This window comes from Nocardiopsis algeriensis (assembly GCF_014203695.1).
GTDB lineage: Bacteria > Actinomycetota > Actinomycetes > Streptosporangiales > Streptosporangiaceae > Nocardiopsis > Nocardiopsis algeriensis.
The window spans coordinates 91,413-106,661 of the sequence record NZ_JACHJO010000003.1; the positions used below are offsets into that span (position 1 = coordinate 91,413).

The following is a 15,249-nucleotide window of genomic DNA, read 5'->3' on the forward strand; positions in this document are numbered from 1 at the left end:
GGCCCCGGTCACGCCCCCGCCAGGGCGGGGGACCCGATGTCCGCCGAGCGAAAGTCCGCACTATGACCGTCGAAAGCCTCTTCCCGCGACTGGAACCACTGCTGGCACAGGTGAGCAAGCCGATCCAGTACGTCGGCGGTGAGCTCAACTCCGTGGTCAAGGACTGGGACGCCGCCCGGGTGCGCTGGGCTCTCATGTACCCCGACGCCTACGAGGTCGGCGTGCCCAACCAGGGGGTGCAGATCCTCTACGAGGTCCTCAACGAGCAGGAGGACGTCCTGGCCGAACGCGCGTACGCGGTGTGGCCGGACATGGAGAAGCTCATGCGCGAGCACGGTGTCCCCCAGTTCACGGTGGACGGGCACCGGCCCCTGGCCGCGTTCGACGTGTTCGGGGTGAGCTTCCCCAGCGAGATGGGCTACACCAACCTGCTCACCGCGCTGGACCTGGCCGGGATCCCGCTGCACGCGGAGGACCGCACCGATGAGCACCCGGTCGTGCTGGCCGGCGGCCACACGATGTTCAACCCGGAGCCGGTCGCGGACTTCCTGGACGCCGTGGTGCTCGGGGACGGGGAGGAGATCGCCCTCGCCGTCACCGCGATCGTCCGCGAGTTCAAGGAGGAGGGCGAGCCGGGGGGCCGCGACGGCCTGCTGCTGCGCCTGGCTGCGACCGGCGGGGTGTACGTCCCGCGGTTCTTCGACGTGGCCTACCACGAGGACGGCCGGATCGCCTCCTGTACGCCCAACCGGCCCGGCGTGCCCGCCGTGGTGCAGAAGCACACCGTGATGAACCTGGACGAGTGGCCCTATCCCAAGAGGCCGATCGTGCCCACCGCGGAGTCGGTGCACGAGCGCTACAGCGTGGAGATCTTCCGCGGGTGCACCCGCGGCTGCCGGTTCTGCCAGGCGGGGATGATCACCCGGCCCGTGCGCGAGCGCAGCTCGGGGACCGTCCAGAGGATGGTCGAGGAGGGGGTGCGCAACTCGGGCTTCCAGGAGGTGGGCCTGCTCTCCCTCTCCAGCGCCGACCACAGCGAGATCAAGGACATCGCCAAGGGCCTGGCCGACAGCTACGAGGGCACCAACACCGGACTGTCCCTGCCCTCGACCCGGGTGGACGCCTTCAACATCGACCTCGCCAACGAGCTCACCCGCAACGGGCGCCGCTCCGGGCTGACCTTCGCGCCCGAGGGCGGCAGCGAGCGCATGCGGCGGGTCATCAACAAGATGGTCACCGAGGCCGACCTCATCCGTACCGTCACCGCGGCCTACGCCGCCGGGTGGCGCCAGGTCAAGCTGTACTTCATGTGCGGTCTGCCCACGGAGCAGGACGAGGACGTGCTGGCGATCGCGGACCTGGCCGCCGAGGTCATCCGCACCGGCCGGGAGGTGACCGGTCGCAAGGACATCCGCTGCACGGTGTCGATCGGCGGGTTCGTGCCCAAGCCGCAGACGCCCTTCCAGTGGGCGGGGCAGACCTCGTACGAGGTCGTCGACGACCGGTTGCGCAAGCTGCGCGACCGGCTCCGCCAGGACCGCCGCTACGGCAGGTCCATCGGCCTGCGCTACCACGAGGGCCGGCCCTCCGTCATCGAGGGGCTGCTCTCCCGGGGCGACCGCCGGGTGGGCCGCGTCATCGAGGAGGTGTGGCGCGCGGGGGGCCGGTTCGACGGCTGGAGCGAGCACTTCTCCTTCGAGCGGTGGACGAAGGCGGCCGAAACCGCGCTGGCGGACCACCCCGTGGACGTGGACTGGTACACCACGCGCGAGCGCGACGAGGACGAGGTCCTGCCGTGGGACCACCTGGACGCGGGCCTGGACCGCTCGTGGCTGTGGCAGGACTGGCAGGACTCGCTGCACGGGGAGGAGTCGCTGGAGGTCGACGACTGCCGCTGGAACCCCTGCTACGACTGCGGGGTGTGCCCCAGTATGGGGACGGAGATCCAGATCAACGTGCCTGCCGAGGGGCGGCCGATGCTGCCGCTCACGGTGGTTTGACCCGTCGGTAACATGGCAGGGTTCCGGGCTTCGGCCTCGACCCCGTCGGGGGAGATCCCGGAAGAAGGTGTACGGCCCGGCGCCCCGCTCGCGCCGGGCCGTACATGTAATAGGACTCCGAGGGTGCGCCGGAGGTTGCCACGGGTTCAGGATTTTCTCGGGATTTTTTTCCGAGGGGCCCGCGTTCTGGCGGTGAACACCTGTGCGCTCTCCGTGCGGACCCTGTTCGTGACCCTGTGAGACTTTTCGAGTGCAGGTCAGCGGGGGAGATACCCGTGTACGTGGTCCTCGTAGGCGCACGTGCACGGAAGGTGCCCGCCCGTTGGCGAATGTGCACCGGCGCGCACCGTACGCTGAACAGGACAGGAACAGCCCCTTCCGGCCGCCTCGTCGGCGGTCGTCCCAGGGGGCACGAGGAAAGGAGTTGAGCTGCCCCCCGCAACAGAGGGCACCACCTCACCCTCCACCGCCGGAACCGGTCAACGGCTTCGCGTCCGCTACGCCAAGCGCGGACGCATGAGATTTGCCAGCCATCGCGACATCGCCCGGGCGCTCGAACGCGCTCTGCGCAGGGCGAACGTGCCCGTCGCGTTCTCCGCCGGCTTCTCGCCCCACCCCAAGGTCTCCTACACCGGCGCGGCCCCCACAGGGGTCGCCAGCGAGGCGGAGTACCTTGAGATCACCCTGGCCGAGGAACGGCCGCCCCAGCAGGTCAGGGCCGGTATCGACGCGGCCATGCCCGAGGGTGTCGACGTCCTCGAGGTCGTCGAGGCCCGCCGACCCGGGCTCGCCGACCGGCTGCAGGCTTCCGAATGGCGTGTGGAGATGGCGGGCGTCGACCCCGACGACGCCGCCAGGGCGGTGGCCGCCTACATGGCCGCCGACAGCGTCGAGGTGGAGCGGATGACGAAGAAGGGACGTCGCCGCTTCGACACCCGGCCGGCAGTGGTCGGCATCGACGTGTCCTCCGGCGCCGGCGGGTGCGCCCCCGGTGAGAAGGACGCGGCATATGCCATACTTCGGATGGTCGTACGGCACACCACACCCGCTGTGCGACCCGACGACGTGCTGACCGGCCTGCGCCACGTGGCCGACCTCGCGCCGCCGTCATCACCCGTGATGACCCGGCTGGCGCAGGGGCCGCTGGACGAGACGACAGGTGCGATCGCTGACCCGCTCGCCGCGGATCGAACCGCGGCGGACGACGCCGAAGCGCGCGCACCACAGCCGTCGACGCCCGTGCAGGATTCGCGCGGATAAGCGGACCCGATACGGGGAAGCATGGGCGAAACCACAGGACTTTGCCCCGACGGCGCCCCGGCGCCGTCGGCGCTGACACAGCGACGACAGTTCTCGTGCGCCGCGCCGCAGACCGAGAGGTCGCGGTGCGCCCGGGAACTTTGACGGGAGACCGCCCGGATGCTCGACAACGAGCCCAGCAGCGGTGCCGACGGCACCGCGGGTACAACCGAAACAGACGAAACGAAGGCGGCGGCGCCCCCCGCGGGGGGCGGCGAGGTGCGGGTGACCACGCCCGCGCCCGCCAAGGGCGTTCGCCGCGCGGCAGGACCACCCCCCGAACCGGAGGAGGACCTCACACGTCCCTCCGTGCCTGTCACGAGCCTCGCCGGCTCGGGTGAGGGCGGCACGGTGAAGACCGAGGTGGCCCCCTCCGCGCCGCGCAGGCGCACCGTGCGCGCCGCCGGCCGTCCCGACGAGGAGACGGCCCCGCGCCGCAGCCGTACGAGGGCCACCAGGACCGCTGCGGCCGCAGCCGGGACAGCGGTCGCGGCGGACGACGAGGCGCAGGACGCCGCCGAGGCCGTCTCCGACGACACGCGGGGAGGCGGGGCCGGCCGCCGCACACGCACGCGCGCGCGTACGCAGGCGGCTCCCAAAGCCGCGGAGCCGGCCGAGAAGCAGGACGAGTCCGCCGAGGAGCAGCCCGCGTCGGCAGCCGGGGCCGTCTTCCAGGCACCCGCCATGCTCTTCCAGCCCCCGGTCGCGGCCGCCTCCGTTCCGGTGGCCGCGCAGACCGCGGTCGAGGCTCCCGACGAGGACGGCGAGGACGAGGAGGCCGGGGACGAGGCCGACGCGGAGTCCACCGGCGCAGACGACGGCACCGACGAGCGCCCCAGCCGCCGTCGCCGCCGCCGCGGAGGCCGCGGACGGGGCCGGACCCGCCAGGACGGGGAGACCGACGACGAGGAGAACGGGGCCGGGGAGGAGACCTCCGCCTCCGCGGAGGACGACGGCTCCGCCGCCGACTCCTTCGACGACGGAGCAGAGGAGTCCGAGCGCGGCAGCCGCCGTCGCCGCCGCCGGCGCCGCCGTTCGGGCGGAGACGCCGAGGCCTCCTCCGACGACCCGCCGAACACCGTTGTCAAGGTGCGCGAGCCGCGCCAGGAGAAGCCCATCGAGGACGAGGTCCAGTCGGTGCGCGGCTCCACCCGGCTGGAGGCCAAGAAGCAGCGCCGCCGGGAGGGCCGCGAGCAGGGACGCCGCCGCGCCCCCATCGTCACCGAGTCGGAGTTCCTCGCCCGCCGTGAGGCGGTCAAGCGCGACCTGGTGATCCGCCGTACCGGGGACCGCACCCAGATCGCGGTCCTCGAGGACGACATCCTCGTCGAGCACTACGTCGACCGCGCCACCCACCGCTCCTACGTGGGCAACGTGTACCTGGGCCGGGTGCAGAACGTGCTGCCGTCCATGGAGGCCGCGTTCGTCGACATCGGCAAGGGGCGCAACGCCGTCCTGTACGCGGGCGAGGTCAACTGGGACTCCTTCGGCCTGGAGGGCCAGCCCAAGCGCATCGAGTCGGTGCTCAAGTCCGGCCAGTCGGTCCTGGTGCAGGTCACCAAGGACCCGATCGGCCACAAGGGCGCCCGCCTGACCAGCCAGATCAGCCTGCCCGGCCGCTACCTGGTGTACGTTCCCGGCGGCTCGATGACCGGCATCAGCCGCAAGCTCCCCGACAAGGAGCGCGCCCGCCTCAAGCAGATCCTCAAGAAGGTGATGCCCAGCGGCGCCGGCGTGATCGTGCGCACGGCCGCCGAGGGCGCCAGCGAGGAGGAGCTGGAGCGCGACATCTCCCGCCTGGCCAACCAGTGGGAGTCCATCAAGCGCAAGTCGAGGTCGGCGAGCGCGCCCTCGCTGCTCAACAGCGAGCCCGACCTGACCATCAAGGTCGTGCGGGACGTGTTCAACGAGGACTTCTCCAGCCTGGTGGTCTCCGGCGACGAGGCGTGGGACACCGTCCACGAGTACGTCGACCACGTGGCGCCCAACCTCTCCGAGCGGCTGTCCCACTGGACCGAGGACCGCGACGTCTTCGCCGCCTACCGGATCGACGAGCAGATCAACAAGGCCCTCGAGCGCAAGGTGTGGCTGCCCAGCGGCGGTTCGCTGGTCATCGACCGCACCGAGGCCATGACCGTCGTGGACGTCAACACGGGCAAGTTCACCGGTCAGGGCGGGAACCTCGAGGAGACGGTCACCAAGAACAACCTGGAGGCGGCGGAGGAGATCGTCCGCCAGCTCCGGCTGCGCGACATCGGCGGCATCATCGTCATCGACTTCATCGACATGGTGCTGGAGTCCAACCGCGACCTGGTGCTGCGGCGCATGCTGGAGTGCCTGTCGCGGGACCGCACCAAGCACCAGGTGGCCGAGGTCACCTCGCTCGGCCTGGTGCAGATGACGCGCAAGCGGGTCGGCCAGGGACTGCTGGAGGCGTTCTCCTCCACCTGCGAGCACTGCAGCGGCCGGGGCCTGACGATCTCCAACGAGCTGATGGAGGGCAAGGGCGGCGGCAACGGCCGCAAGAAGAAGAAGTCCAGGTCCGAGTCCGACCAGTCCGCGGAGAAGGCCGACAAGCCCGAGAAGGCGGAGAAGGACGGCAAGGCCGAGAAGGCCGAGAAGGCGGAGAAGGCGGAGAAGGCCGGGCAGCCTGCGGCCGAGGAGCCGCAGGAGCCCGCCAAGCGGACCCGCAAGCGCACCTCGCGCAGCCGCAAGAGCGCCGAGGACAAGGCCGCCGAGGAGGCTGCGGAGGCCGTGGAGGTCGCGCCGGTCGAGGACGCCGCCGAGGCCGGGTCTGCACCCCTGGAGGAGGCGGCGGACGAGCCCTTGGAGGTCGTCGCGCAGGAGCCCGAGGGCGCCGAGGAGGCGGACGCGGAGGAAGCCGACGCGGAGAAGTCCGCACCGGCCCGCCGCACCCGGCGCACCGGCACCCGCAGGACCGCGCGTGCGGCATCCGGCGGTGAGGAGGCCGACCCGGCCGCCGCCACCGAGAACCCCGTGCCGGCCGAAGGCGACGAGGAGGCCGCCGAGCGGCCCAAGCGGCGCCGCACCCGGCGCACCACCAAGGCGGCCACGTCCACCGCGGTGGACGCCGGCTGAGCCGGAGGCGGGACATCTGACAGGTCCGGACCGGGTTTCGGCCCGGTCCGGACGGCGTCAGGTGTGCGGGCCCACGGCAGGGCGATGGTAATCTGAGGAATGGTGCGTCGGCGCGCTCCACGTGATCGCGCGCCCCGACACCGAAAGTGCTCTCCACGCAGGGTTTGTTTCCCTCAGATCCCCGCGCCCCGCTACAGGCAACAGTGGATCGTGGAACGAGGGCGCCCCACTCCCACACGGGGCCGCTCCTCCCGGCCGTACCCCGTCGCGGGCAGGGCCGGACCCGGACCCCGGACTCACGTCTCGGGGATGGTCCCGAGCATTATTCGTTGAGCGAGCAGGAAGAGAGTTACCCGGTGTACGCGATCGTGCGAGCGGGCGGCCGACAGGAGAAGGTGTCTGTCGACGACGTCCTGAACATCGACAGGGTCTCCGAGGAGACCGGTGCCACCATCACGTGGCAGCCCATCCTCGTCGTCGAGGACGGCGGTGTCGTCAGTGACGCGGACAAGTTGAGCGGCTACACGGTCACCGCCGAGGTCCTCGGCGAGACCAAGGGCCCCAAGATCAATATCCTCAAGTACAAGAACAAGACCGGTTACAAGAAGCGCATGGGTCACCGCCAGAAGCACACCCAGGTGCGTATCACCGGCATCTCGGCGAAGTAGGAGGCCTGGACAATGGCAAGCAAGAAGGGCGCTTCGTCCAGCAAGAACGGGCGCGACTCGAACGCCAAGCGGCTCGGTGTCAAGCGTTTCGGCGGCCAGGCCGTCCAGGCCGGCGAGATCCTGATCCGTCAGCGCGGCACCCGGTTCCACCCGGGCGCCAACGTCGGCCGCGGCGGTGACGACACGCTGTTCGCCCTCGTCGCAGGCGAGGTCAAGTTCGGCAACTACCGCGGCCGCAAGGCCGTGAACATCGTTCCTGCCGCCCAGTAGGGCCGCGAACGGACGCTGTGATTCTTCGGGGGCGGGCCAGGAAACACTGGCCCGCCTTCCGTGTTGTCACTGTGTGACGCATTTTTTCGCCGGACCGCTCCCTTGCGGTCGGCAGAGAGCATGGGGGAGAGCTATGCCCGACTTCGTCGACGAGGCGGTCCTGCACATCAGGGCCGGGAACGGCGGGCACGGCTGCGCCTCCGTGCACCGTGAGAAGTTCAAGCCGCTCGGCGGCCCCGACGGGGGCAACGGCGGCAAGGGCGGCGACGTCGTCCTGGAGGTGGACGCCCAGGCGGCCACGCTGCTGGACTTCAAGCACCGCCCGCACCGCTCCGCGCAGAACGGCACCCCGGGTATGGGCGGCCACCGCGCCGGCGCCAACGGGGAGGACCTGGTGCTCAAGGTGCCCGACGGCACCGTGGTCACCCGCCTGGACGGCGAGGTCGTCGCCGACCTGGTCGGGCACGGCACCCGCCTGGTGCTGGCCAAGGGCGGCAGCGGCGGCCTCGGCAACGCGGCGCTGGCCTCCAAGAAGCGCAAGGCGCCCGGCTTCGCCCTCAAGGGCGAGGAGGGCGAGGAGCTCGACGTGCGCCTGGAGATGAAGACCATCGCCGACGTCGGCCTTGTGGGATTCCCCAGCGCGGGCAAGTCCTCGCTGATCGCGGCGATGAGTGCCGCGCGCCCCAAGATCGCCGACTACCCCTTCACCACGCTCGTCCCCAACCTGGGCGTCGTGGAGGCGGGAGCGGTCCAGTACGTCATCGCCGACGTTCCCGGCCTCATCCCCGGTGCCCACGAGGGACGGGGCCTCGGACTGGAGTTCCTGCGCCACATCGAGCGCTGCTCCACCCTCCTGCACGTCCTGGACTGCGCCACCTACGAGTCCGGCCGCGACCCGGTCAGCGACCTGGAGGCCCTGGAGGCCGAGCTGGAGGCCTACGGCTCGCGCGCCGGCGTCGACCTGTCCGACCGGCCGCGCCTCGTCGCCCTCAACAAGGTCGACGTGCCCGAGGCACGTGAGCTCGCCGAGATGGTCGGGCCGATGCTCACCGAGCGCGGCTACAAGGTCCTGGAGGTCTCCGCGGCCTCACGCGAGGGGCTCCGCGAGCTGTCCTACGCCCTGGGCGAGCAGGTCGCCGCGGCCCGGGCGGCCGCGCCGGCTCCCGAGCCCACCCGTGTCGTCCTCCGGCCCAAGATGATCGGCGAGATGCCCTTCGAGGTCGTGGCCCTGGGGAACAACACCTTCGAGGTGCGCGGCGAGAAGCCCGCCCGCTGGGTGCGCCAGACCGACTTCTCCAACGACGAGGCCGTCGGATACCTCGCCGAGCGCCTCAACCGGCTCGGTATCGAGGAGCAGCTCGCCAAGCTGGGCGCGACCGACGGCGCCGAGGTGCGGATCGGCACCGAGGAGGACTCCGTGGTGTTCGACTGGGACCCGACCCTGGACGCCGAGGCCGTACCTTCCGGCCCGCGCGGAACCGACGCCCGGCTGGGCTGACCCGCGCGGGGATCACCGGCCCGGCCGAACCAGGACGCGCGGACCCTTCCGCGCCACGGACGGAAAGCCCTCAGGGTGCACAGCGCAGAAATCGAACAGACCGACTCGCAGGAGGCCGCCGGCCGCGCCGCCGTCGCGGCGGCGCGCCGCGTGGTCGTGAAGGTGGGATCGTCGTCCCTGACCACGCGGGACGGCCGGATCGACGCCGGCCGCATCCGCGACCTGGTCGAGGTGCTGGCGGCGCGGCGCGCGGGCGGCCAGGAGGTCGTCCTGGTCTCCTCCGGCGCGGTCGCGGCCGGCATGACCCCGCTCGGCATGGGGACCCGGCCCCGCGACCTGGCCTCCCAGCAGGCCGCGGCCAGTGTCGGGCAGGGGCTGCTGCTGGCCTCCTACACCGGTGAACTGGCGCGTTACGGGATCAACGCCGCCCAGGTCCTGCTCACAGTCGAGGACATGATGCGGCGGGTGCAGCACCGCAACGCCCAGCGCACCCTGCGCCGCCTGCTCGACATCGGGGCCCTGCCGATCGTCAACGAGAACGACACCGTCGCCACCCACGAGCTGCGCTTCGGCGACAACGACCGCCTCGCCGCCCTGGTGGCGCACCTGCTGCGCGCCGACGCCCTGGTCCTGCTGTCGGACGTCGACGCCCTCTACGACGGCAACCCCGCCGACCCGGCCTCCTCCCTGGTGAGCCTGGTACGCGGCCCCGCCGACCTGGAGGGCATCGACATCGGCAGCGCCGGCAGCCGCGGGGTGGGCACCGGCGGCATGGTCACCAAGGTGGCCTCGGCGCGCATCGCCACCGAGGCGGGTGTGAACACGGTCCTGACCTCGGCCGCCAATGCACGGGCCGCCCTCGCCGGGGAGCGCGTGGGCACCCTCTTCGCGGCCGGCGGGGGGCGCCGCCCCTCGGCCCGGCAGCTGTGGCTGGCCCACGCCACCGCCGGGCGCGGCAGCCTGGTCCTGGACCCGGGGGCGGTCGCCGCCGTGGTCCGGGAGAAGGCGTCGCTCCTGCCGGCCGGGGTGGTCGCCGTGAGGGGCGAGTTCAGCGCGGGCGACCCGGTGGACCTGTGCGACGAGGCCGGTGCGGTCGTCGCGCGCGGCCTGACCAACTACGACGCGGCCGAGGTGCCCGACCTCATGGGCCGCTCCACCCGCTGGCTGGCCCGTGAGATGGGCCCCTCCTACGAGCGCGAGCTCGTCCACCGCGACGACCTGGTCGTCCTCTAGGTGCAATGACCGCGGAGGTCGGCGACACCCGCCCCCCGGGCGCCTGAGCGCGGCTCCGGCGCAGGTCCGGTCCGGCGCACGTCCTAGGATGCGTCTCGTGAGCGAACAGACGATGCGCGGTGAACGGCACCCCCAGCACGGCGAGGTCCGTGAGATCCCGACCGGACAGGGCGCGACCAGGGTCGTCTACGCCCCCGAGCGCGACGGCCTGGCCGACGCGGGCGAGATCGTGTGGACGTGGGTGCCCTTCGAGGAGGACCCCTCCCGGGGCAAGGACCGGCCGCTCCTGGTGATCGGCCGCCGAGGCCACCGCCTGCAGGGGCTGATGCTGTCCTCCCAGCGGCCCGAGCACTGGGAGCGGCAGGACTGGCTTCCCATCGGCTCGGGCCCCTGGGATCGGCGGGGCCGCGACTCCTACCTCCGGGTGGACCGCCTCTTCGACTTCGAGGAGGACGACATCCGCCGCGAGGCCGCCGTCATGGATGAGGAGCGGTTCTGGCTGGTCGCGGACGTCCTGCGCAGCCGCTACGGCTGGAGCTGAGGGGCGGGCGCGCGCCGGCCGTCCGGCCTGTGGACAACTCCGGCCCCGCCGCGGTGCGGGGTTATACGCTGGAAGGCAATCGTCCCGGACCGCTGCCCGCCACTCGACGGGGGCCGGTGCACCGGGGCGGCCTCCCGACCGAGAGAGAACGCCATGAGTGACATCGAGCGCGAGGTCCGTGCGGTGGCCGAACGTGCCAGGGACGCGGCGGCCGAGCTGGCCCCGCTCGGCCGTGCGGTGAAGGACGCGGCCCTGGCCGCCCTCGCCGACGCCCTGGTCAAGCGGTCCGACGAGATCACCGCGGCCAACGCGGAGGACGTGGAGCGGGCCCGCGAGGCCGGTACCGGCCCGGCCATGATCGACCGCCTCACGCTGACGCCCCGGCGGATCGAGGACATCGCGGACGCGGTCCGCGCGGTCGCCGAGCTGCCCGACCCGGTCGGCGAGGCGGTGCGCGGCTACGTACTCCCCAACGGCCTGGACGTGCGCCAGATCCGGGTTCCGCTCGGTGTCATCGGCATCGTCTACGAGGGTCGGCCCAACGTCACCGCCGACGCCGCCGCCCTGTGCCTCAAGAGCGGCAACGCCGCCCTCCTGCGCGGCTCCTCCTCGGCCTACTCCTCCAACACCGCCCTCATCGGCGTGCTGCGCGACGCGCTGGAGGGCACCGGGGTCCCGGTCGACGCCATCCAGATGGTGCCCGGCCGCACCCGCGAGTCCTCGAAGGCCCTCATGCGGGCGCACGGGCTCGTCGACGTCCTCATCCCGCGGGGCGGCAGGTCGCTCATCCAGGCCGTCGTCCGCGACTCCACGGTCCCGGTGATCGAGACCGGCGAGGGCCTGTGCCACGTCTACGTGGACGCCGACGCCGACCTCGGCAAGGCGGTGGACATCGCCGTCAACGCCAAGGCGCAGCGCTGCTCGGTGTGCAACTCCGCCGAGACCCTGCTGGTGCACGAGGCCGCCGCCGAGGAGTTCCTGGCGCGGCTCCTGCCCGCCCTGGCCGAGGCCGGGGTGACGGTCCACGGGGACGAGCGGGTGCTGGAGATCGCCGCCGCCCGCGACACCGGGGCCACGGTCGTTCCCGCCACCGAGGAGGACTGGGCCACCGAGTACCTGGCGATGGACCTGTCGGTGCGGGTGGTGCCCCACATCGACGAGGCCATCGCGCACATCCGCCGTTACTCCACCCGCCACACCGAGGCGATCGTCACCGACTCGCTGAAGGCCTCCCGGTACTTCGTGTCCCGGGTGGACTCCGCCGCGGTCATGGTCAACGCCTCCACGCGCTTCACCGACGGCGGTGAGTTCGGCTTCGGTGCCGAGATCGGCATCTCCACCCAGAAGCTGCACGCCAGAGGGCCGATGGGGCTCACGGAGATGACCTCGACCAAGTACGTCGTCACCGGCGACGGCCACGTGAGGTGATCCGGGGCAGGGGGCCGTCCGCACGGACGGCCCCCTGCCGCTGCGATGGACGCGCACCTTTGCCAGACGGGGTGTTTCCCGGACCGAAACCTGGACAGAAGCGAATCTTCCTCCGCGACGTATTCCCAAAGCGATGGGTGATCGGTACGTTCTTCTAGGTGCCTGAGGTGCTCCCTCCCCCGCTCGGTCACACCATGAGCACCCTCCCCCCCAGTCATGACGAAAGGAACCCCCCGAATGAAGCTCCGCAGCACGGTCGCTTCCGTTGCGACAGCCGTCCTGGCCGTCGGCGGCGTCACGCTTGCGGTCGCCCCCGCCCAGGCGGACCTGGTCACCCTCTGCTCGGGCCACGGCGGCGCCGTCACGCTGCCCACCGACCTCGTCGTTCCCGCCGACAAGGACTGCTACCTGGACGGCACGGTCGTCCAGGGGGACGTCACCGTGCGCAAGGGCGGCAACCTGCACATCATCGGCGGTGAGATCCAGGGCCAGGTGACCGTCCAGCAGGACGGCTACTTCGACGCCTCCGCCACCTCCGTCGGCGGCAAGATCGTCAACCGCGGCTCCTACGGCACGTACCTGGAGGACAGCTCCGCCGGGGCCGCACTGCGCAGCGTCCAGGTGGACGGCGGCAACGAGAGCGGCTTCGCCTACCTCGTGGACTCCAGCGTCCGCAACATCAACGCCGAGACCGGGGCCCTCTACCTCGAGGGCTCCCGTGTTGGCGGAGCGCTCAAGGCCGACGGCGTCGAGTACGCCGACGTCTACAACTCGGTCGTGCGCGGTGCGCTGAGCGTCACCGGCGCGGCCGGCGGCGGCATCCTCTGCGACAGCGAGGTCATCGGCGACGCCTCCTACGCGGGCGGCTCCGGACCGGTCGCGGTGGGCGCCGGCGAACAGGAGGGCTTCTGCGAGTCCCTCAACTACGTCGACGGCGACCTGAGCGTCACCGGGGTCTCCGGCGGCGTCTACATCGACAACAACATCGTCGGCGGGGACCTGTCCGCCTCGGGCAACAGCCCGACGGCCCAGATCGGTGAGAACAACCGGGTCCGCGGCGACATCCTCACCCAGGAGGTGGCCCTGCGCACCTTCTCCGCCGCCGTGGCGGAGGAGTTCGAGGTCCACGGGGAGGAGCTGGAGGAGGCGGTCGAGGAGACCCGCAGCGAGACCGTCGAGGCCGCGCTGGCCGCCGGCCCCGCGTTCTGACACCGACCGCCGGTCACGGCGGACGGACCTGACGGCGCCGCAGTGCCCCCGGGCACTGCGGCGCCGCGATTCTCAGCTGCCGCTGTCGTCCCTGCTGCCGCGGGAGCCGCCCCGCCAGCGATCGGCGACGGTGTCGAAGATCTTGCCTCCCGCGCTGGCCGCACTGCCCGCGACGTCGCGCAGAGTGCCCAGCAGGGGGTCTCCGCTGCGCTCCCACGCCTCCTTGTACGAGCGTGCGGCGCTGCGCGCCTCCTCACCGATCTTCGCCTCGCGGTCGGAGGCACGGCGCGGGTAGTCGCCGCCGAGGATGCGGCGGTAGGACCCGTCCTCGATCCAGCGGTCCAGCTCCGCCAGGCGGATCACCGCGAACGGATGGGTCTGTCCGGACAGGCTCATCAGCTTGATCAGGCTGTCGCGGGCGTCTCCGCCGCTCTCGTACTCGCGGGCCTGCTCCAGGAAGGCGTCCGGGTTCATCTCGCCGAGCCGGGATCCGCCCGCCAGCTTCATCAGCGCGCGCTTGGCCGCCTCGGGGTCCTGGCCGGCCAGGACCCCGGCGCGGTCGCAGGAGAGTTCGGACTTGCGGTACCACTCCTCGAGAGCGGCCACGATCGCCTGCAGTCCGATGTAGCCCAGCGGCACCCAGGCCACCCGGGTGGCGAGGCGGATCAGGGCCAGCAGCATGGTGCGGTAGACGGCGTGGCCGCTGAGGATGTGGCCGACCTCGTGGCCGATGACGAAGCGCTGCTCCTCGGCGTCCAGCAGGTCGAACAGCCCCGTGGTCATGACGATGAACGGGCGGTGGCTGCCGATCGCCATGGCGTTGGGCCGGGGGTTCATCTGGATGTAGAGCTCGGGCACCTCGTCCAGGTCCAAGACGTAGGCGGCGTCACGTACCTGGTCGTGCACGTGCGGGAACTGGGTGGGGCCGACGCGGACGGCGCTGGAGAGGAACATCAGTCTCAGCGCACGCTCGTTGAACAGCCCGGACAGCCGCTTGAAGACCTCGTCGAAGCCGCGCAGCGACCGCAGGGCCACCAGGGCGCCGCGGTCGGCGGGATGCTCGTAGGCGCGGGAAGAGATCTCGGAGAGCCTGACACGGACGCGATCCGGTGAGTTGGACATACCGGCATGCTATGCGCCGGGTCCCCCCTTGGCCATGGTTTCCGCCTTCGAGATATGACGTGATGTGCGGACCTGCCGGGAAGGGTGCCGGACGCCCGGCCGTTGTTCCTGTTCCCGGGGACGTGGAGACCGTGCGGCAGAGGACGCGGCCGCCGTCGGCTAGTCTCGGTTGGCTGATTCCGGCGATGTCCGAACACGGTGGAACGGAGCGCACAGTGGTGCACGAAGCGAGCGAAGCCCCCCAGGAAGGCGTTCCTGCCGTCCGACGCGACGACGCCGGGCCGAGCAGGGTCGGCATCATGGGCGGTACCTTCGACCCCATCCACCACGGCCACCTCGTCGCGGCCAGTGAGGTCGCTCACCTCTTCGGGCTCGACGAGGTCGTCTTCGTCCCCACCGGGCGGCCCTGGCAGAAGGACCCCGCCAAGGTCACGCCGTCGGAGGACCGCTACCTCATGACGGTCATCGCCACGGCCGAGAACCCGCAGTTCCGCGTGGACCGCATGGAGATCGACCGCTCCGGCCCCACCTACACCATCGACACACTGCGCGAGATGCGCGCCAGGTACGGCCCCGAGGTCGAACTGTTCTTCATCACCGGGGCCGACGCGCTCGGCGCCATCCTGGGCTGGCAGAACGCGGACGAACTCTTCGAGCTCGCGCATTTCGTAGGCTGTAACCGCCCCGGGCACCATCTGAGTGATTCCGGGCTGCCCGAGGGCAAGGTCTCCCTGGTGGAGGTCCCCGCGCTGGCCATCTCCTCGACCGAGTGCCGGGAACGGGTCCGCAAGGGCGAACCCATCTGGTACCTGGTCCCCGACGGCATCGTCCGCTACATCAACAAGACCGGGCTCTACCGAGAGAGCTGAAAGGCAGCAAGCA

The 15,249-nt window shown here is 71.5% G+C and carries 12 protein-coding genes; 11 read left to right on the plus strand and 1 reads right to left on the minus strand.

Annotated elements, in window-relative coordinates:
* Nucleotides 1-62 precede the first annotated feature (62 nt).
* From FHS13_RS04955 to FHS13_RS05000, 10 genes are all read left to right on the plus strand, one after another.
* Nucleotides 63-2,000 (plus strand): TIGR03960 family B12-binding radical SAM protein, encoded by a 1,938-nt coding sequence (locus FHS13_RS04955; protein WP_184288235.1) that lies wholly within the window; start codon nucleotides 63-65, stop codon nucleotides 1,998-2,000.
* 516 nt (nucleotides 2,001-2,516) lie between these two features.
* Nucleotides 2,517-3,260, plus strand: coding sequence for a TIGR03936 family radical SAM-associated protein (locus FHS13_RS04960; protein ID WP_246404571.1), 744 nt, complete (start codon nucleotides 2,517-2,519; stop codon nucleotides 3,258-3,260).
* A 159-nt stretch (nucleotides 3,261-3,419) separates the two neighbouring features.
* Nucleotides 3,420-6,398, plus strand: coding sequence for an Rne/Rng family ribonuclease (locus FHS13_RS04965; protein ID WP_184288237.1), 2,979 nt, complete (start codon nucleotides 3,420-3,422; stop codon nucleotides 6,396-6,398).
* A gap of 356 nt (nucleotides 6,399-6,754) precedes the next feature.
* Nucleotides 6,755-7,066 (plus strand): 50S ribosomal protein L21, encoded by a 312-nt coding sequence (gene rplU, locus FHS13_RS04970; protein ID WP_184289143.1) that lies wholly within the window; start codon nucleotides 6,755-6,757, stop codon nucleotides 7,064-7,066.
* A gap of 12 nt (nucleotides 7,067-7,078) precedes the next feature.
* Nucleotides 7,079-7,336, plus strand: coding sequence for a 50S ribosomal protein L27 (gene rpmA, locus FHS13_RS04975; RefSeq protein WP_184288240.1), 258 nt, complete (start codon nucleotides 7,079-7,081; stop codon nucleotides 7,334-7,336).
* Between the two features lie 133 nt (nucleotides 7,337-7,469).
* Complete coding sequence (obgE, locus tag FHS13_RS04980; RefSeq protein WP_184288243.1) at nucleotides 7,470-8,834, plus strand: GTPase ObgE; 1,365 nt, start codon at nucleotides 7,470-7,472, stop codon at nucleotides 8,832-8,834.
* A gap of 75 nt (nucleotides 8,835-8,909) precedes the next feature.
* A complete protein-coding gene (gene proB / locus FHS13_RS04985; protein WP_184288246.1) occupies nucleotides 8,910-10,067 on the plus strand; it encodes a glutamate 5-kinase in 1,158 nt (385 codons plus the stop codon).
* A 97-nt stretch (nucleotides 10,068-10,164) separates the two neighbouring features.
* On the plus strand, nucleotides 10,165-10,608 hold the full coding sequence (locus FHS13_RS04990) for a type II toxin-antitoxin system PemK/MazF family toxin (protein WP_343064907.1): 444 nt from the start codon (nucleotides 10,165-10,167) through the stop codon (nucleotides 10,606-10,608).
* Between the two features lie 153 nt (nucleotides 10,609-10,761).
* Nucleotides 10,762-12,036 (plus strand): glutamate-5-semialdehyde dehydrogenase, encoded by a 1,275-nt coding sequence (locus FHS13_RS04995; RefSeq protein ID WP_184288252.1) that lies wholly within the window; start codon nucleotides 10,762-10,764, stop codon nucleotides 12,034-12,036.
* 237 nt (nucleotides 12,037-12,273) lie between these two features.
* Complete coding sequence (locus tag FHS13_RS05000) at nucleotides 12,274-13,245, plus strand: hypothetical protein (protein ID WP_184288255.1); 972 nt, start codon at nucleotides 12,274-12,276, stop codon at nucleotides 13,243-13,245.
* A 72-nt stretch (nucleotides 13,246-13,317) separates the two neighbouring features.
* Here the strand turns inward: FHS13_RS05000 and FHS13_RS05005 are convergent, their stop codons facing one another.
* On the minus strand, nucleotides 13,318-14,367 hold the full coding sequence (locus FHS13_RS05005; protein WP_184288258.1) for a M48 family metallopeptidase: 1,050 nt from the start codon (nucleotides 14,365-14,367) through the stop codon (nucleotides 13,318-13,320).
* Nucleotides 14,368-14,582: 215 nt separating this feature from the next.
* Between FHS13_RS05005 and nadD the strand changes: the two genes are divergently transcribed.
* Entirely contained in the window at nucleotides 14,583-15,236 is a 654-nt protein-coding gene (nadD, locus tag FHS13_RS05010; RefSeq protein ID WP_420222270.1) for a nicotinate-nucleotide adenylyltransferase, read from the plus strand.
* Nucleotides 15,237-15,249 lie beyond the last annotated feature (13 nt).